The 16135-nt window shown below is 72.0% G+C and carries 19 protein-coding genes; 7 read left to right on the forward strand and 12 right to left on the reverse strand.

The window, feature by feature from the left end; translation table 11 throughout:
* Positions 1-165: 165 nt before the first annotated feature.
* From sph to AC07AG_RS40660, 5 genes are all read right to left on the reverse strand, one after another.
* Positions 166-1158 carry a sphingomyelin phosphodiesterase gene (gene sph, locus AC07AG_RS40640; RefSeq protein WP_478761949.1) on the reverse strand — a complete coding sequence of 331 codons (993 nt, stop codon included), beginning with the start codon at positions 1156-1158 and terminating at the stop codon, positions 166-168.
* A gap of 203 nt (positions 1159-1361) precedes the next feature.
* Positions 1362-1940 carry a TetR/AcrR family transcriptional regulator gene (locus tag AC07AG_RS40645; RefSeq protein ID WP_478761950.1) on the reverse strand — a complete coding sequence of 193 codons (579 nt, stop codon included), beginning with the start codon at positions 1938-1940 and terminating at the stop codon, positions 1362-1364.
* A 71-nt stretch (positions 1941-2011) separates the two neighbouring features.
* Positions 2012-2425 carry a RidA family protein gene (locus AC07AG_RS40650; RefSeq protein WP_478761952.1) on the reverse strand — a complete coding sequence of 138 codons (414 nt, stop codon included), beginning with the start codon at positions 2423-2425 and terminating at the stop codon, positions 2012-2014.
* Complete coding sequence (locus AC07AG_RS40655) at positions 2422-3615, reverse strand: Cmx/CmrA family chloramphenicol efflux MFS transporter (protein ID WP_478761954.1); 1194 nt, start codon at positions 3613-3615, stop codon at positions 2422-2424. The genes AC07AG_RS40650 and AC07AG_RS40655 overlap by 4 nt, the downstream gene beginning before the upstream one ends.
* Positions 3616-3762: 147 nt before the next feature.
* On the reverse strand, positions 3763-4293 hold the full coding sequence (locus AC07AG_RS40660; RefSeq protein ID WP_478761955.1) for an FCD domain-containing protein: 531 nt from the start codon (positions 4291-4293) through the stop codon (positions 3763-3765).
* On the opposite strand from AC07AG_RS40660, the gene AC07AG_RS40665 reads away from it, so the two are divergent.
* Positions 4176-4634, forward strand: coding sequence for a YunG family protein (locus AC07AG_RS40665; protein WP_478761957.1), 459 nt, complete (start codon positions 4176-4178; stop codon positions 4632-4634). The genes AC07AG_RS40660 and AC07AG_RS40665 overlap by 118 nt on opposite strands.
* Positions 4635-4650: 16 nt before the next feature.
* Here AC07AG_RS40665 and AC07AG_RS40670 read toward each other — a convergent pair whose 3' ends face one another.
* Complete coding sequence (locus AC07AG_RS40670) at positions 4651-5667, reverse strand: LacI family DNA-binding transcriptional regulator (protein WP_478761958.1); 1017 nt, start codon at positions 5665-5667, stop codon at positions 4651-4653.
* A 299-nt stretch (positions 5668-5966) separates the two neighbouring features.
* Between AC07AG_RS40670 and AC07AG_RS40675 the strand changes: the two genes are divergently transcribed.
* Together AC07AG_RS40675 and AC07AG_RS40680 are read left to right on the forward strand one after the other, a co-directional pair.
* A complete protein-coding gene (locus AC07AG_RS40675; protein WP_478761960.1) occupies positions 5967-7262 on the forward strand; it encodes an MFS transporter in 1296 nt (431 codons plus the stop codon).
* Between the two features lie 145 nt (positions 7263-7407).
* Positions 7408-8100, forward strand: coding sequence for an alpha/beta fold hydrolase (locus AC07AG_RS40680; RefSeq protein WP_478761962.1), 693 nt, complete (start codon positions 7408-7410; stop codon positions 8098-8100).
* 27 nt (positions 8101-8127) lie between these two features.
* On the opposite strand, the gene AC07AG_RS40685 is transcribed toward AC07AG_RS40680, so the two are convergent.
* Both AC07AG_RS40685 and AC07AG_RS40690 read right to left on the reverse strand, forming a co-directional pair.
* On the reverse strand, positions 8128-8715 hold the full coding sequence (locus tag AC07AG_RS40685) for a DUF4352 domain-containing protein (RefSeq protein WP_478761963.1): 588 nt from the start codon (positions 8713-8715) through the stop codon (positions 8128-8130).
* A 111-nt stretch (positions 8716-8826) separates the two neighbouring features.
* A complete protein-coding gene (locus AC07AG_RS40690; RefSeq protein ID WP_478761964.1) occupies positions 8827-9459 on the reverse strand; it encodes a TetR-like C-terminal domain-containing protein in 633 nt (210 codons plus the stop codon).
* A 557-nt stretch (positions 9460-10016) separates the two neighbouring features.
* Between AC07AG_RS40690 and AC07AG_RS40695 the strand changes: the two genes are divergently transcribed.
* Both AC07AG_RS40695 and AC07AG_RS40700 read left to right on the forward strand, forming a co-directional pair.
* The gene (locus AC07AG_RS40695) at positions 10017-10967 is read left to right on the forward strand and encodes a polysaccharide deacetylase family protein (protein WP_478761966.1); all 951 of its coding nucleotides are present in this window, start codon (positions 10017-10019) and stop codon (positions 10965-10967) included.
* A 10-nt stretch (positions 10968-10977) separates the two neighbouring features.
* The gene (locus AC07AG_RS40700) at positions 10978-11118 is read left to right on the forward strand and encodes a hypothetical protein (protein WP_478761968.1); all 141 of its coding nucleotides are present in this window, start codon (positions 10978-10980) and stop codon (positions 11116-11118) included.
* Positions 11119-11165: 47 nt separating this feature from the next.
* Here the strand turns inward: AC07AG_RS40700 and AC07AG_RS40705 are convergent, their stop codons facing one another.
* Positions 11166-11834, reverse strand: a complete 669-nt coding sequence (locus tag AC07AG_RS40705) for an ABC transporter (RefSeq protein WP_478761970.1) — start codon at positions 11832-11834, stop codon at positions 11166-11168.
* Positions 11831-12820, reverse strand: a complete 990-nt coding sequence (locus AC07AG_RS40710) for an ABC transporter ATP-binding protein (RefSeq protein ID WP_478761972.1) — start codon at positions 12818-12820, stop codon at positions 11831-11833. The genes AC07AG_RS40705 and AC07AG_RS40710 overlap by 4 nt, the downstream gene beginning before the upstream one ends.
* A gap of 86 nt (positions 12821-12906) precedes the next feature.
* Between AC07AG_RS40710 and AC07AG_RS40715 the strand changes: the two genes are divergently transcribed.
* A complete protein-coding gene (locus tag AC07AG_RS40715) occupies positions 12907-13653 on the forward strand; it encodes an aminoacyl-tRNA hydrolase (RefSeq protein WP_478761973.1) in 747 nt (248 codons plus the stop codon).
* Between the two features lie 83 nt (positions 13654-13736).
* Here the strand turns inward: AC07AG_RS40715 and AC07AG_RS40720 are convergent, their stop codons facing one another.
* Positions 13737-14102 carry a darcynin family protein gene (locus AC07AG_RS40720; RefSeq protein WP_478761975.1) on the reverse strand — a complete coding sequence of 122 codons (366 nt, stop codon included), beginning with the start codon at positions 14100-14102 and terminating at the stop codon, positions 13737-13739.
* 69 nt (positions 14103-14171) lie between these two features.
* Positions 14172-15068, reverse strand: coding sequence for an NAD(P)H-binding protein (locus tag AC07AG_RS40725; RefSeq protein ID WP_478761977.1), 897 nt, complete (start codon positions 15066-15068; stop codon positions 14172-14174).
* 113 nt (positions 15069-15181) lie between these two features.
* On the opposite strand from AC07AG_RS40725, the gene AC07AG_RS40730 reads away from it, so the two are divergent.
* The gene (locus AC07AG_RS40730; RefSeq protein ID WP_478761978.1) at positions 15182-16129 is read left to right on the forward strand and encodes a LysR family transcriptional regulator; all 948 of its coding nucleotides are present in this window, start codon (positions 15182-15184) and stop codon (positions 16127-16129) included.
* Positions 16130-16135 lie beyond the last annotated feature (6 nt).

Raw genomic sequence — 16135 nt, forward strand, 5'->3', positions numbered from 1 at the left:
GGAACACCTCTTCTCCCCCAACGCCCTTTTTTCCGACTCGACGAAACCCCCAACCCCAGGAAGGGATGTTTGCGGAAAAGACACTCCGAAAAAGCCGGGGGGGGGGGGGGGGTTCCCCCCCCCCCCCCCCCCCCCCCCCCCGCACCCGTACCGCACCTCCGACCGCTAGGAACCGATCAGCGGATAGTGGTCGGACAGGTTGGTGTACGTGTACTTCTTGCCCCAGCTGGAGACCGTCCAGGGCGCGCTCTGCTCCTTGACCACCTCGTTGTGCCAGCTCGCGGGGCGGGCGTGGCCCTTGCGGTGCAGGACGTAGTCCAGGTCCTCGCGCGGGTCGTCCGGGTAGCGCTCGGCGGCGATGGAGTTGTCCTGGGTGTCGAAGGAGTACGGGTGGCCCGTGCGGCCGTCGGCGGGCGCGAAGCCGCCGTCGGCGAGCATGGAGGCGTACTCGTCGCTGTGCGAGTCGACGTTGAAGTCGCCCGCCACGACGACCTGTTCGCCCGCCGGGATGTTCTTGGCGTCCAGGAAGGCGTCCATCTCCTTGAACTGCGTGGCACGGGTCGCGGCCGCCTCACCGTCGCCGCAGCCCGGGTCGGTGGACTGGGTGTGGGTGCCGACGACGTGCACCTTCGTGCCGTCGACGTCCAACTGGGCATAGACGAAGCCCTTGTTGGAGAAGGAATCGGAGCCGCAGGCCTCCTTGTAGACGTACTGCTCCTTGCGCACGATCGGCCACTTGCTCAGGACGGTGACACCGCCGTCCTCCGGGGACACCGCGGAGTACGCGCCGCCGGTGGCGTCCCAGCCGTCCTTGCTCCGGCCCATGACCGGGGTCTGGTGCGGGTAGCGGTCCGCAGCGTTGGCCATCAGCGCGTCGGACGAGGAGTTGTCGAAGGCCTCCTGGAGGACGACCACGTCCTTGCCCTGGAAGAAGTCCGCGGCCGGTATGGCCTTGGCGCGGTGGTCCTGGCCCCAGTTCGGGTAGAGGTTCTTGCTGAAGAGGAACGCGTTGTACGAGAGCACCTTGAGTGCGGGAGTGTCGACAGAGGCGGCAGGCGCGTCGGCGGTCGCGGACGGGGCGACGGCGGCGAGCGTGGCCGCGGCGAGCACCGTGGTGATCGCGGCGGCGTGCGTCCTGCGCAGCGCTGGGTGCGGCACTGAATCTCCTGAGAGTGGGGGGTTGTTGTGCGGATGCACGTGAGGTGACTGATGGGGCGCCGCAATCCAATCAGCCGTGATTACTTCTGGGGATACGTCACGTGAACAAAGAACGCGCGGCGGGAGCGTGACGTTTTTGTGTGTCCCGCCAAGACTGAAACGCGCGGCCCCGGTGGCGGCGGGGAAGCGCCCCGCCGCCGGGATCAGAGATCGGCGAGCGTGCTCTCCACCGTGTCGAGCAGCGCCTGCCGGTCGTCCTGGACGCGGGCGATGACGCGCAGGCCGTAGTACGTGCTCTGCACGCGGCGCGCGACGGCCGCCGCGTCGGCCGTGGAGCGGAGCTCACCCGTGCGCCGACCGGTCGTCACGACCGTGCGCAGCTCCTCCTCCACCCGGTCGAAGGTGCGCCGGACCGCGTCCTTGACCTCCGGGTCGAGCCCGCCGATCTCGACAGCCGCGTTGATCGCGAAGCAGCCGCGCCCGTCCGCCTCGTCGAGATCGGCGTCCACGGCGTGGACCATCATGTCCCGCAGCCGCTGTTTCGCCGTTCCTTCGCCCCGCAGGATCTCGATCTGCTCGGCGGTGCTGGTCTCGTAGTAACGCTGCAGGGCGCGCAGATAGAGCTGACGCTTGCCGCCGAAGGTGTTGTAGAGGCTGGAGGGGCCGAGCCCGGTGCTGTCGCACAGCGCGCGCGTGGATGTGCCCTCGTAGCCATGGCGCCAGAACGTCTCCATGGCCGCGGTGACGACGCGGTCCTCGTCGAACTCTCGTGGCCTGGCCATGGCCCCCACAGTACGGGTTTTGGAACATACGTACAAAATGTCGTGGCCGACGGCCACCGGCCGGTGGCCGGCTACGCGAGGGCGCCGATGCCCTCGATCTCGATCATCCACTCGGGATCGGCGAGCGCGACGACCTGGACGAACGACTCCGCCGGGAAGGGCGGGGCGTAGAACTCCTCGCGGAGAGCGGCGAAGACGTCCTGGTGGGCCATGTCGGTGACGAAGACCGTGAGCTTCACGGCCTTGTCCAGGCCGGATCCGGCGTTCGTCAGGACGGTGGACAGATTGGCCAGCGCCCTGCGGGCCTGCGCCTCGAAGTCCCCGGCGCCCACCGTGACGCCGCGCTCGTCGACCGGAGCCTGCCCCGAGGCGAAGACGAGGTCTCCGACGCGGATGCCGAGCGAGATGCCAGCGGAGGCGTACCAGTCGGGGTCGGCGGTGACGCGGGTGCGTGCCGCGGCGGATGCGTCGTACGGCTTGGTCATGCGGTCACTCGCGTACGTTCCCGGGGCTCCGCCACGGCGTCCCGCTCGGCCCGTTGGAGCCGCGCCGCCCAGAGCACGGCCACCGCTCCGGCAGTGGCGAGCGCGGCGCCGACCCAGGCGACGGAGGCGTAGCCGAGTCCGGCGTCGATCGTCAGGCCGCCGAGGAGCGGGGCCAGGGTGTTGCCGACGTTGAACGCGGCCGTGTTGGTGGCGCCGACCAGCGTCGGGGCGGCCGGGGCGAGGGTGAACACGCGTGACTGGAGCGCCGGATTGGTCACGTATCCGACCAGGCCGAGCAGAAAGACCAGCGCGATCACGACGACGGTGGAGCGAGCCGCAAGGGCGAGCAGCGCGGAGAAGAGGGCGAGCGCGCCGAGCCCCAGGCCGAGGGTCCGCAGAGGGTGCGCTTCGGCCGTGCGTCCGCCGATGACCAGGCCCGCCATCCCGCCGACGCCGAACAGGGCGAGGACCGCGGGCACCCACCCTTCGGACACTCCGCTCACCTCGGTCAGCAGGGGCGCGAGATAGCTGAAGGTGACGATGACCGCGCCGAAGGTGAAGGCCGTGACGGCGTACGAGAGCCAGAGCTGGGGCCGCGCCATGCCGCGCAGCTCGGCCTTCACCGACGTACGCCCGGCTTCGGCCCGGCCACCGGGGACGACGAGCAGCGTGCACACGAGGCTCACCAGGGTGGCGGCAGCGACCGCCCAGAACGCGGCGCGCCAGCTGGAGTACTGGCTCAGGACGGTCCCCGCCGGTACGCCGACGACCGTGGCCAGGGTGAGCCCGCCCGCCACGACGGCGACCGCCTTCCCCTTGGCCGCCGGCGGCACGAGGGCGACCGCGGTGGCCACGGCCACGCCCCAGTACCCCGCGTAGGCGAGTGCGCTGACCACGCGCGTGACGAAGAGGACCCCGTAGCCGGGGGCGAGCGCGCCGATCACGTGGGCGGCGACGAAGGCCGCCTGGAGCCAGACCAGGGCGGTACGCCGGGGCCAGCTCAGGGTGGCCACCGCGAGCAGCGGCGCGCCGACGACCATGCCGATCGCGAAGGCCGAGATCAGCAGCCCCGCGTCCGGGATCGACACACCCAGGTCGGCGGCCATGCCCGGCAGGAGGCCGGACAGCATGAACTCCGAGGTTCCTTGGGTGAAGATGCCGAGCCCAACTATGTACACCGCAGGTGGCATTGATGCCTCTCATGATCGCGGACCATCTTTTGGAGCACCCGCTCCAAAATCGACGATCAGGACGCTAGCACATTCTGAATCGATCGCTTCAGAAGTGGGCGGGGCCTGGGGCTGGGGGCGCGCCACCTCCCTGGGACCGGCCGGGAATCAGACCTGGCCGCGCACTCCCGGATGCACCCGTCGCCGCACCGGCACCGCGCCATCGCCGTCGGCCACGAACAGCTCGGGGTGGCGGGCCTGGATCGTGCCGATGTCGTCGAACACGCCCTGGAGGTGGCCGCGCAGGGCCGCCACGGCCGCCGCGTCGTCCCGGCCCTCCAGCGCGTCGACCACCGAGGCGTGCTCCTCGATGAGCGTCTCCACCCGGTGCGGCAGCGGCAGGCTGAGCCACGCACACCATTTGGCGGGCCCTGGCGAACCCTGGCGAATAGTCGCGCGGCTGCGGCGGATCGGCCGGAGGTCTTGACGCCGGTCGCGAGGTCCGGTGCCGCCTGCCGCCTGCCGCGCAGGCGACGTCCTCGGCCGGGGCGTTGTCAGTGGTGGGTGCCATGGTGAACGCCATGAACCCGCTTGCCCAGGCCTCCGAGAAACCCCTGACCCTGACCGGCCTCCACGCGGCACTGCGCGCCGCGTGGTCCGCCGACACCTGCTCCCCCGACGACGTCGCCCGCGCCCCATGGAACGCCGACAACCCCGCCTGGGGGCACTGCGACATCACCGCGCTCGTCGTGCACGACCTGTTCGGCGGCCAGTTGCTCGTCGGTGAGGTGTGGTCGGCCGACGGCGAGCAGCAGGGGTATCACTGGTGGAACCGCCTCGCGAGCGGGGTCGAACTGGACCTGACCCGGGAGCAGTTCCTGCTGGGCCAGCGGATCACGGCACCGCGCGCCGTGGAGCGACCGCCGGGACGGCTGCCGCGCCGCCACGCGGAGTACGAACTGCTGCGGCGGCGCTTCGCCGATGCGGCCTCGCTTGCACTGCCCGGGGCCGGTCCCGAGGCGGCGGTCGGCGCCGGATGACCCTGCGGGAGAGCCCTCATCCCGCAGGGCGGCTGGACCCCCTGGCCTCGATGTGTGCCGTCGAGCGCAGGTGCACCGCCGGGGGTGTCTCCGGCTCGCGGATGAGGCGGTCGACCAGGGCGGCCACCTCGGCGGGCGGGGGGAGTTCGATGCGGACGCTGGTCAGCGTCGGCCGCAGCAGCCTGCCGAGCAGCAGGTCATCGGCGCCGACCACGGCGACGTCTCCGGGGACGTCGATCCCGGCGTCCTGCAGAGCCCGCATCAGGAGCATCGCGTACTCGTCGTTGTAGGCGAACACCGCGTCCAGGCCCAAGTCACGCCACCGGGCGGCCAGTTCGGCCGCTGACTCCTCGGTGTAAGCCAGCCCGACCGGCTCCACTCGCGCGCCGGGACAGGTGGCTGCCACGGCCCGGATCCCCTTGAGCCGCGGCTCGCTGAACAGGCCGAGGCCGTGCTCGACCGGGACGACGACACCGATGTCGCGCCGCCCGCCCGCGAGGAGATGCGCGGCGGCCACGGCGCCCACCTCCTCCTGGTCCATGGCGATGCCGTGCGCGCCGGGCGCCGGGGGCGGCCCGTAGGCGACGACGGCGGAGGTGCCCGAGCGCTTCAGCATCTCCACGGAGGCCTCGTCGAGCGGTGCGCCGATCGTGGCGATGACGGCGGCGGGCCTCAGCTCGGCCCAGGCGCGGACGGCGGCCCGCGGTGCGTCCCCCGCGCTCGCGCCGTGCAGGACTCCTGTGTGCCCGTACGCCTGCAACTCCGCCTGGAACGCGGCGATGAAGCCCGTGAACAGGGGCCCGAAGGCGGGCACCGTGTCGGCGGGCACGGCGATCAGGACGAGCCCGCTGCTGCCGGAACGCAGGGACCGCGCGGCGGCGTGCGGAACGTATCCGAGCTCCTCGGCGGCCTCGCGGACCTTCTCCTGCGTGGCGGGGCTGACGCGTCCCGCGGCCAGACCGTTCAGGACGTAGCTGACGGTCGCGCGCGAGACTCCGGCGTACCGGGCGACGGAGGTGCTGGTCGGGGGCACGGGTCCGGCGCCCCCGGGTTCCGACCGGGCGTCCCCGGGTTCCGAACCGGCGCCCCCGCGCCCCGAGCAGGCTCCCCCGCGTTCCGAACCGGCTCCCCCACGTTCCGAACCGGCTCCCCCACGTTCTGAACCGGCTCCCCCGCGTTCTGAGCTGTCGTTCATCCTGCTGCGCATCCTTTCCCATCGCGGCTCTGGTGCGGTCATGAGGCGAGTGCTAGAAAGTGCACTTACACGTGTCAAGTTACACGTGTCACGAACCGTTCGGTCATCGCGACCGACCTTCTGAGGAGGAGGGCAACGTGGCCCTTTCCGCTCACCAGGACCACACGCCCCCGGAGGACCGGACTCCGCCGGACGCCACCCGGGCCCCGCGCGGCCTCATGCCCCTCCTGGCTTTGGCCAACACCGCGATGTACACGCTCTACGTCGGCGTGGGCAGTGTGCTGCTGCCGCTCCAGATCGAGCACATCGACAAGGCCGACAAGGTCGCCATGCTCGGCCTCGTCAGCGGTGTCAGCGCGGTCTTCGCCACCGTCTTCAACCCCATAGCGGGCGCGCTCTCCGACCGCAGCGGCCGCCGCAATCCCTGGATACTCGGCGGCGGTGTCGCGGCCGTCGGCGCGATGGCGCTGCTCGGCGGGGTCCGGACGGTGCTGCTCGTGACGATCGCATGGTGTCTGGGCCAGGCCGTGATGAACGTCTTCCAGGCCGCGCTCACCTCGGTCGTCCCCGACCGCGTGCCGCTCGCCGCCCGCGGCAAGGCGTCCGCTGCCGTCGGCATCGGACTGCCGATCGGCGCGACCCTGGGCGCGCTGATCGGCTCGGCGTTCGCCGATCACCTCACCACCGGGTATCTGGTGCTCGGCCTGTTCGTCGCGCTCTCGGCGGCTCTGTTCACCGCCTTCGCGCGCGAGAAGCCGAAGTCGGCGGCGCACAGGCACGGGCCGGTCTCGGCCCCGGCTCCGGCCCCGGTCAAGCGGCAGCTCGCCGCGTTCCTCGGCGCCCTGCGCCACCACGACTTCCGGTGGGCGTTCATCGGGCGCGCGCTGCTGGTGCTGGGCTACTTCTGCGTCTTCGGCTACCAGCTCTACATCCTGCAGGACCACATAGACCTGCCGTCCGGCATCGAGCCCGAGGACGCCGTCGCCATCATCGCGCCCGTGAACGCGGTCGCGATGGCCGTCTCCACCGTCGTCGGCGGCGCGCTCTCCGACCGGATGAACCGGCGCAAGCTGTTCGTCGCGGCCTCCGCCGCGATCTCCGCGGTTGCCCTCGTCATCCCGGCCGTCTCGCCGACCTGGACCGCGATGATCGTCTTCGCCGTCCTCAACGGCCTCGGCTTCGGCTGCTTCATGGCCGTCGACAACGCGCTGGTCTCCATGATCCTGCCGAGCGCCGACGACGCCGCACGCGATCTGGGCGTCCTGAACATGGCACAGGCGGGCCCACAGATCCTGGCCCCGTTCGTCGCATCCGTCATCGTCTCGCTCTGCGGGGGAAGCGAAGGCGGCGGCTACACGGCCCTGTTCGTCACGGGCGCCGCCCTGTCCGTCCTCGGCGCGCTCGCGGTCCGCCCGATCCGCGGAGTGCGCTGAGGAATCAGCGGCCGGTAGGCGGAGGTTCACGTACAACAGCCCACGCACACCAGGCCACGCACGACAGCCCACGCACAACAGGGCGCCAGCACAAACGAGTTCACGTACCAGCACGACACGAGATGCAAGAAAGCAGGCCACCACGATGAAGCTGCACACCCGCGAATGGGGCAGCGGCGACCGCGTCGCCCTCCTGGTCCACGGCATCATGTCGGACCACCGCACCTGGCGCCGCGTTGGTCCGGCCCTCGCCGACAAGGGCTACCGGGTGATCGGCGTCGACCTGCGCGGCCACGGCGCGAGCGGGCGCGGCGCGTACAGCCCCGAGCTCTTCGCGGACGACCTGGTCGAGACGCTGCCGAGCGGGGCGGAGCTCGCGATCGGGCACTCGCTGGGCGGCCTGACGCTCGCCCTCGCGGCGGAGCGGCTGGCCCCGGCACGGGCCGTCTACTCCGACCCGGCGTGGGCGCTCGGCGCGACCGGTTCGGTGGATCCGGCGGTGTTCATCGAGTTCCGGAACGCGACCCGGACGGCGATCGCGACCTTGAACCCGCGCTGGGAGGAGGCCGACATCGACATCGAGGTCGCCACGCTGTCCGCCTGGGACCCGGACACCGCACTCGGCCTCTCCGGCCCGAACGCCCTCGACCACACACCCGCCGCACCCACGGTCCCGTCACTGGTCCAGGTCGCGGATCCCAGTTTCCTCATCTCCGATGAGCTGAAGGGGGAGTTGGAGCGACGCGGATTCGAGGTACAGACGGTCAAGGGCGCCGGACACACCATTCACCGGGACGACTTCGATGCGTTCATGGGGTCACTGGACGGCTGGGTCTAGCGCTGTGCGCGCTGTCCGCCCTGTGCGCTACTTCGGCGGCGACTCCAAGGACCACTCACCGACGTCATCGGAGAACCCGCTGTTCATCGAGAACTGCAGTTGCACGGGCCGGGCGGACGTCGGCAGCTCGAAGGTGATGAACCCGAGCGCGGTGTCACCGGGCGAGATGGAGAGGGAGCCGGGGAACGCCGGACCGGCCGTGGTCTCGCCGGCCAGCGCGGCATCGAAGTGCTGGCCGTCCGCGTCCACCAGCGCGGCGCCGTTGCCCGGACTGTCCTTGTACGGATCGTCGCCCGTGTTCTTCAGACGGAACTGCACGGCCACGTACCGGTCGCCCGGCTCAGGGGCCAGGAACTGGTTCGAGGTGCGTGCCGGGTCCACCACCTTCACCACGGTGACGTCGAGCCGCTCACCGCTGCTGTTCCCCTTCAGGGACAAGGTTGTTCCGACTCCGGGTTCCCGAGGGGACGGCTTGTCGGCCGCCCGGCCGTCTGTGCTCGATGCGGTAACCGTCACGTCCGCAGGAGCAGCGATGGCCTGGGGGCCTGCGGCACCCACCACCAGTACGGCGAACGCGCTCAGCAACACTGCGGACGCGCGACGCATCTCACGCATCTGTCCTCCTCGGGTCCGAAAGCACCTGCCCGAGTCATGCCTCTCCTGGCAACGATCCTCCGTTCCCGCGCGATCGCCAACCGCGACGGCCGGGAGCGCGGCACGCATGTCTCATGCCGGGTGATCGCGGCCTTCGGGCGCCGCGTCGAACACCCCCGCATGCGCCGCCTGATAGGCCGCCTCGGCGCTCGTGTGGACCAGGCGGTCGTCGATGGGGCCGCGGAGGATCAGGAGGCGGTAGTAGAAGGGGGCGCTCAGGGCCGCGATGACCTCGGTGGCCTGGGTGTGCGGGGGGAGTTCGCCGCGGTCGACGGCGCGGCGTACGAGCTGTGTGACGTGCTCGGTGCGTGCCGTGAAGGCGCCGCGGACGACGTCGGCGATACCCGAGTCGTGCGCGGCCGCCGCCACGATGCCCTCGATGAGGTGGTAATTGCGCGGCGCCGCTTGGAAGTTGGCGATGGCCTGGGCCAGTTCGTGCAGGTCCTGGCGGAAGTCGCCGGAGTCGGGAGTGGGGATCGTCGCGCTGTGCTGGGCCAGCAGGTCCACGACGACGCCCTCGACCGTGCGCCAGCGGCGGCGGATCGTCGACACGTGGACGCCGGAGCGCGCGGCGAGCTTGTCCAGGGTGAGCGCGGCGAACCCGGCCGCGTCGAGCTCGTCCAGGGCAGCCGCCAGGACAGCCGTGCGCGTGCGTGCCGTGCGCCCGCCGGGGCGGGCGGAGCCGGGTGGGGGTCGCTCAGTCATCGGCGCCAATGTAGTGGGCACCGGATCTTCACCTCCGGCCCGGTCGGCCCGGCGGGTCTCGCGTTGCGTGACGGGCCTGCTCCTCGCTATCGTGAGCGCTCCTTAATGCGTGTGAATGAGCATTAGGGGTTGAGGTGACGACATCGATCTCGGGGGTTGTGAATGAAGCAGAACTGGAAGGGTGCGTACGCCGCATCGGGCGAACGGGTGAACGTGGCCTGCCCTTAAGGGAGTTGGCTTCAGAGATGGCTTCGGAGGTGGCTTCAGAGGTGGCTTCGGAGTTGACCACGGAGTTGACTGCACCGGTCGGCTTGAGTCGCCCCTCCCTGACAGATGCGGCCCCAGGACCGGCCGGCGCCGATCAGTGACCTGAGAGGCGAGTCGGGGACACCGGCCCTCCCGTGTCGTTGACCAGCGTCGACGGTCGCGAGCTCGGGCGGTCACCTCCCCCGCGGAGCGCATCGCGGCGAGGGTCGTGGCACTGACGGTTCGGCCGTCCGGGGCGGCGCGGCTCACTTCTCATCCTTTTATCCTTTTTGTGCCGATATGTTCGCCGGGTGATCACCCCCACGCGAAGACTCACCACCGCCTCCACCCTGACCGCTCTCACCCTCACCCTCACCGCGCTCGCCTCCCTCACCTCCTGCGGCACAGGCCCCGCACCGGGCAGCCGCGACCAGGCAGCACGCCCCTCGGCGAGCGCCCCACCGCGCCCCGCGACCCTCGCCCCCGGCCCCGCCGGCCTCACCCCCGTCTTCAAGAACGCCCCCCGCACCCCGGCGTCCGCCGCCCCCACCGTCGCCCTCACCTTCGACGCCGACATGACCGCCGACCAGGGGCCCCGCGCCGCGGCCGGTGAGCGGTTCGACAATCCGGCGCTCGTGGCGACGCTGCGCAGGCTGAAGGTTCCGGCGACCTTCTTCATGACGGGGCGGTGGGCCGAGGAGTACCCGGCGCAGGCCAAGGACATCGGCCGGGACCCGCTCTTCGAGGTCGCCAACCACTCGTACAGCCACTACGCCTTCACCGGCCGCTGCTACGGCCTGCCGACCGTGCCCGCGTCCCGCATGCGCGCCGACGTGGAGCGCGCCTTCGCCGCCTTCCGCAAGGCGGGCGTCGAGCACCAGGTGCCGTACTTCCGCTTCCCCGGCGGCTGTTACGACAAGCGGGCGCTGCGCGCGCTGGCTCCGGGCGGTGTCACGGCCGTGCAGTGGGACGTGGTGAGCGGCGACGCCTTCGCGACGGACGCCGACGCGGTGGCCCGGCAGGTGCTCGACGGGGTGCGGCCCGGCTCCGTCGTCGTCATGCACTGCACGCGCAGCGCGGCCCCCACGACCGAGCGCGCCCTGCGGACGATCGTCCCGAAGCTGCGCGAGCGCGGATTCCGGTTCGTCCGGGTGTCGGAGCAGATCCGAGCGGCAGGGGAAGGAAAGGCAGCTGAAGCAGGCAGGGCGACCGAGTCGGGAAAGGCGGCTGAGTCAGGAAAGGCAGCCGGTATGCGCGGATAGGCTGGGCCGCATGGACGACACCGCCGAGGGCTCGTTCGCCGAGTGCGTGCTGTGCCGCGAGCCCACCGAGTACCCGGAGACGCACAAGGGCGTGACGCTGTGCCCCGTGTGCGAGTGGCACGAGGCGCAGCGCACGGCCTGCTCGGGCTGAGCCACCGGGGGACGCCCACCCCGCCCAGTACTCACCCTGCCGAGTACTCACCCCCTGCGTGAAGCCATCCCGCAGGCCAGCCCCGCCGCTGCCACCGCGAGCACCGCCGCCCCCGCGACCGGCAGCAGCGGCACCGGCACCGCCCCGTCACGCGAACCCGTCACGAGTGCGGTCATGACCCCCTTCGCGGGGGAACCCGTGGTCACCAGGGCGAGCAGCGAGGCGAGCAGCATCACCGGGATCGCCCGACCCGGCGAGCGCATCAACGGCCGACTGGTGACGGCGCCGATGGCGGTGCCCGTCAGTGCGCTCACCAGCATCGCGAGCAGCCCCGCACCGCCCGCCGCGAGCCGGTTCACCGCCGTCCGGTGATCGGTGCTCGCCGGGTCGCTGATCACGGCCACGACGACGGTGGCGACGGCGCCGAGCAGGGCCGTCGCGAGGAACGCGGAGAGCAGACAGGCCAGCTGCGCCCGCCAGGGACCGGCGGCCGCGGCCGCACAACTGCGGGCCGCGGGCGGCTCGTTGGTGGCGCAGATCCGTACGAGCCAGGCGGCGACGGGCAGCAGCGCGGCGGCCGCGTACGCGAGGGAGTCGAGGATCGGCTGCCCGCTCTGTACGCCGACGGCGAGGAACGCGGCGTACAGGATGACGGGGGCGAGCCAGCGCTGGGAGCGCAGGAGGAGCGCGGACTGGTAGTGGAGCAGGGCGTTCATCGGTCGCGCACCTCGCTCCTGCTCGTCGTCGGCGAGGCAGCCCCCGGGACACGCCCCGAGTCGGCCCCCGAGACGGCCTCCGTGCCGACCTCCGACACCGATCCCGGAGCCGATACCGACACCGACACCACGTGCCACGGCGGACGCGCCGTCAGCAGCGCCCGCAGCGCGACATCCGAGTGCGTCGCCGCCACCGTCAGCCGCAGCGCCCCCTCAGGCGAGTGCCCGATGACGGCACCCGGCACGGAGGGCGGCCCGGCGCCCGGAGGCCCCTGCGCCTCGATCACGACCGTAGGACCTTCCGAAGCGGCGCCGTCCGGTGAAGCGCCCCCCGGTGAAGTACCTTCCGGCGTACGGAGGTTCACCGCCGAGCCGACCACCGCGTACGTCGCGTCGACCGTCCCCGCGAGCCGCCGCGGGTCGTGGTCCACGAAGACCACGGCGCCGCCGTCCGCGACCCGTTCGGCCACGGCCCGGTCGAGTTCGTCGCGGGCCGCCGCGTCCAGGCCCGTCCACGCCTCGTCGAGGACGAGAAGCTCGGGTCCCGCGAGGAGCGCCTGGGCCACGGCGACCTTCTGGCTGCTGCCCTTGGACAGTTCCGACAGGGGCGTACGCGCGTAACTCCCGGCCCCGAAGCGCTCGAGCCACTCCTCCGCCGCCCGCGCGGCCCCACCCTTCGCCAGGCCGTGGATGCGACCCAGGTGCGTGAGATACCCGGCGGCCGTGAACGGCATTGCCGCCGGGAAGCGTTCGGGGACGTACGCCGTTCGCGGCCGTCCCACGACATGACCCTCGGTCGGGGCGTCGATCCCGGCGAGCAGCCTCAGCAGGGTCGACTTGCCGGTGCCGTTCGCGCCCTCGACCCGCACCAGCGTGCCCGCGCGTACGCCGAGGCCGACACCGCGCAGGATCCACGGCCCGCCCATGGCGTAGCGCCGCCCCACCCCGTCGAGCCGCAGCGCGGCCCCCGCAAGATCACTGCCCATGCGGCCATCCTCGCGCAGGGGTCCGGTAGTGGGGCAAGGGGCAAAGCCCCTGACGGGCCCGATCTTCCGCCTGGCAGACTGGACGCGTGAGCAGCGACCAGTCCGCCGGGAACCCCCAGCCGCAGGACATCCAAGACCCCCAGGACAGCCCCTTCCGCGTGGAGCAGACGACACGCGACGAGGCACCGCAGTTCGTGCTGCCGCTGGTGGCGCGCATCGAGCGCGCCGAGCCCCCGCACCGTACGGACGCCTTGGAGACCGCGGCCCGCGCGGTGCTCGTCATGCTCGACGACGAGCGGTCCCTGGGCGATGGCGAGTGGGCGCAGGCCATGCGGGACTGGCAGGACGCCCGGATCCGCAAGGTGGTGCGGCGGGCCCGCGGCGCCGAGTGGCGGCGGGCCGAGGCGCTCCCCGGCATCACCGTCACGGGCAAGTCGGCGGAGGTCCGCGTCTTCCCGCCGGTGCCGCTGGACGGCTGGCCCAAGGACCTGGCGCGGCTCCAGGTCTCCGGCACGGACCTGGACGACCCGGAGGCGGTGCCGCCGCCGGACGCGACCGCCCCGGTCCTGTGGATGAACCCCGATGTCGACATGTCGGCCGGCAAGGCCATGGCGCAGGCGGGGCACGGCGCCCAACTGGCCTGGTGGGAGCTGTCGGACGAGGACCGCGCGGCCTGGCGGGACGCCGGTTTCGCACTCTCCGTCCGCACCCCGGACGCCGCGCTCTGGCGCGAACTCGTGGCCAGCGGCCTGCCGGTGGTGCGGGACGCCGGCTTCACGGAGATCGCGCCCGGTTCCTGCACGGTGGTCGCCGACCACCCGGCCTTGCGCTGAGCCTGCCGCGACCCGCCCATCCCCTCTCCTCTCCTCTCCTCTCCTCCCCCCTCCTCCTCTCTCTTCCCCTCCCCTCCCCGCGCTCAGGTGCTGATGGTCGCCACGGGTTCGAGGCCGTACGTACGGGCGTAGCCGTTCTCGGCGCCGACGAGGAGGTCGACGACCTCGAAGTAGCGGTCCCAGAACGGGGTTTCGCGCAGGGCGTCGATGAGGAGCTGGTAGGCCTCGTGGTCGTCGGCCTCCCAGACCCAGACGTCGGTGACGCGCGTGGAGTAGAACTCCGTGTCGTAGAAGCGTGACCGGACGCCGGTGGTCTTGGCCTTGATCGCGGGGATCACCTGGGTGGTGAAGGCGTTCACCCGCTCCTGCGGGGTCATGGCGAGCCACTCGGGCCTGGTCTTGATGAGCATGAACGCGGTGACCGGCGGTGCGGTTTCCTCAGTGGTCATGACGGGTGCCTCCGTAGTGGCGGTATGAGCGGGTCGTTTCAGGAGATGTCGCAGGGTTCAAGAGATGTCTCAGGAGATGACGGCGGGCCTGAGGGTCTTGGCGCACCACTCCTCAAAGGTGGTGGCGGGGGATGCCGCTCCCGGGACGCGAGCTACGCCCGCGTCGAGGCCCTCGTTCTTGGCCCGCTTCATGTCGACGATGCCCTGCACGAACGCCTCGTTGAGGCCGTAGCCGACGAGGGTGGCTCGCAGCTCGTCGAGCGGCTGCCGTTCGTAGCGGACGGGTCGGCCGAGCTGCTCGGTCATGATGCGGGCCAGCTCGTCGGGGGACAGGTCCTGCGGCCCGAGCACCGGGACGCTGTCGCTGCCGGTCCACGAGCGGTCGAGGAGCAGGCCCGCGGCGACGGCCGCGATGTCGGCGACGGAGACGAGCGGAGCCCTGCGGTCGGCGTCGACGGCATCGGTGAAGACGCCCTTCTCACGGATTGACTCGGCCTCCTCCAGGAGGTTCTCGAAGAAGGACGGGTTGGCCAGGGCCCGGTACGCCACGCCGGTGCCTGCGATGAGGTCGTCCAGGGCGAGCGAAGCGGTGACGAGTCCCGCGCGGTCGGCGACCGGCGTGCCGCGGCCCAGCGCCGAGACACCGACGACGTGGCCGACGCCGTGCGCGACGAGAGCCTTCACGGCGGGTCCCGAGAAGCCGGAGTAGGCGTCCTCGGGGGTCAGGGATGCGTCCGGCGGGACGAGCCAGAACACGGCGTCCGCGCCGTCGAAGGCCCGGTCGACGACCTCGGCGTCGCCGTGCGAGCCGGTGATCACCTCGGCGCGTTCGCGCACCGCGTCGGGGAGCCGTGCGGGATCGCGCACGATCACGCGCAGTTCCTCGTCGCGGGCGGGGGCGGACTCCAGGAGCAGCGGCAGCAGGTGGCGGCCGATGTTCCCGGTGGGAGCAGTGATGACGATCATGAAAACCTCGTGGGTCGTGCCGGATCGGTACGTCCCTCATCCTGCGGAGGCCCGGGATATTGCCACAATGGGAACTTCAGCACGGAATCATTGCCTGAAATGGAATTATCCCCATGACCTGCAGTCCAGAGCCCGTTGTCGACGCCAATCTCGCCGTCGCGCTGGACGCCCTGCTCACCGAGCAGAGCGTCACCCGCGCCGCCGCGCGCCTGCGCACGTCCCCCGCCGCCATGAGCCGCACGCTCGCCCGCCTCCGGCGGGTCCTCCAGGACCCGCTCCTGGTCCGGGCCGGTCAGACGATGGTCCCCACCCCGCGCGCCGAGGCCCTGCGCGACGAGGTCGCCGCGGTGGTGCACCGCCTCGGGGCGCTGCTCGCTCCCGGCACCGGCGTCGACCCCGCCGACCTGCGGCGGACGTTCACCCTCCAGGCGGCCGACCTGGTCGGCGCGGCGCTGGCGCCCGGACTGCTCCAGCTGGCCGGGCAGGAGGCGCCGGGGGTCTCCCTGCGGGTCCGGGCCGAGGAGCTGGAGGCCGGTCCCGCCCTGCGCGAGGGCCGGATCGACCTGGAGGTCGGATCCATCGACCACATCGACCCCGAGACCCGGGTCGAGGAACTGGTCACCCTCCGGATGGCGGCGGCCGTCCGGCCCGGCCACCCCCTCACCGACGGGCCCCTGACCCCGGATCGGCTCGCCGCGGCCGAGCACGTCGTGGTGAGCCGCCGCGGTCGGTTCACCGGCCCCCTGGACGCCGCACTGGCCGAGCAGAACCTGCGGCGGCGGGTCGCCGTCGTCCTGCCCAGCCACCTGGCCGCGATGACCCTCGCCGCCCGCAGCGATGCCGTCTGCCTCGTCCCCGCCGCGCTCCCCGGCGCCGCCCCCTCTCCCCTGACCGACCCCGCCACCGCCCTCGGCCTGCGCGTCCTCGACATCCCCGTGCCCCTGCCGCCCCTGACCATCGGCATGGCATGGCACCCGCGCCACGCGGCCGACGCGGGGCACCACTGGCTCCGCGACGCCGTCCGCCGGACACTGCGCGCACCCGGAGGCCCGGCTTCCTGACCACGT

The organism is Streptomyces sp. NPDC044044 (assembly GCF_056434405.1).

Coding starts and splice junctions, on each gene's coding strand:
- AC07AG_RS40645 (WP_478761950.1), bottom strand. CDS start 1,940: ATGGCCAGGCCACGAGAGTTCGACGAGGACCGCGTCGTCACCGCGGCC.
- AC07AG_RS40650 (WP_478761952.1), bottom strand. CDS start 2,425: ATGACCAAGCCGTACGACGCATCCGCCGCGGCACGCACCCGCGTCACC.
- AC07AG_RS40655 (WP_478761954.1), bottom strand. CDS start 3,615: ATGCCACCTGCGGTGTACATAGTTGGGCTCGGCATCTTCACCCAAGGA.
- AC07AG_RS40665 (WP_478761957.1), top strand. CDS start 4,176: ATGAACCCGCTTGCCCAGGCCTCCGAGAAACCCCTGACCCTGACCGGC.
- AC07AG_RS40660 (WP_478761955.1), bottom strand. CDS start 4,293: ATGGGGCGCGGGCGACGTCGTCGGGGGAGCAGGTGTCGGCGGACCACG.
- AC07AG_RS40680 (WP_478761962.1), top strand. CDS start 7,408: ATGAAGCTGCACACCCGCGAATGGGGCAGCGGCGACCGCGTCGCCCTC.
- AC07AG_RS40685 (WP_478761963.1), bottom strand. CDS start 8,715: ATGCGTGAGATGCGTCGCGCGTCCGCAGTGTTGCTGAGCGCGTTCGCC.
- AC07AG_RS40690 (WP_478761964.1), bottom strand. CDS start 9,459: ATGACTGAGCGACCCCCACCCGGCTCCGCCCGCCCCGGCGGGCGCACG.
- AC07AG_RS40700 (WP_478761968.1), top strand. CDS start 10,978: ATGGACGACACCGCCGAGGGCTCGTTCGCCGAGTGCGTGCTGTGCCGC.
- AC07AG_RS40705 (WP_478761970.1), bottom strand. CDS start 11,834: ATGAACGCCCTGCTCCACTACCAGTCCGCGCTCCTCCTGCGCTCCCAG.
- AC07AG_RS40710 (WP_478761972.1), bottom strand. CDS start 12,820: ATGGGCAGTGATCTTGCGGGGGCCGCGCTGCGGCTCGACGGGGTGGGG.
- AC07AG_RS40720 (WP_478761975.1), bottom strand. CDS start 14,102: ATGACCACTGAGGAAACCGCACCGCCGGTCACCGCGTTCATGCTCATC.
- AC07AG_RS40725 (WP_478761977.1), bottom strand. CDS start 15,068: ATGATCGTCATCACTGCTCCCACCGGGAACATCGGCCGCCACCTGCTG.
- AC07AG_RS40730 (WP_478761978.1), top strand. CDS start 15,182: ATGACCTGCAGTCCAGAGCCCGTTGTCGACGCCAATCTCGCCGTCGCG.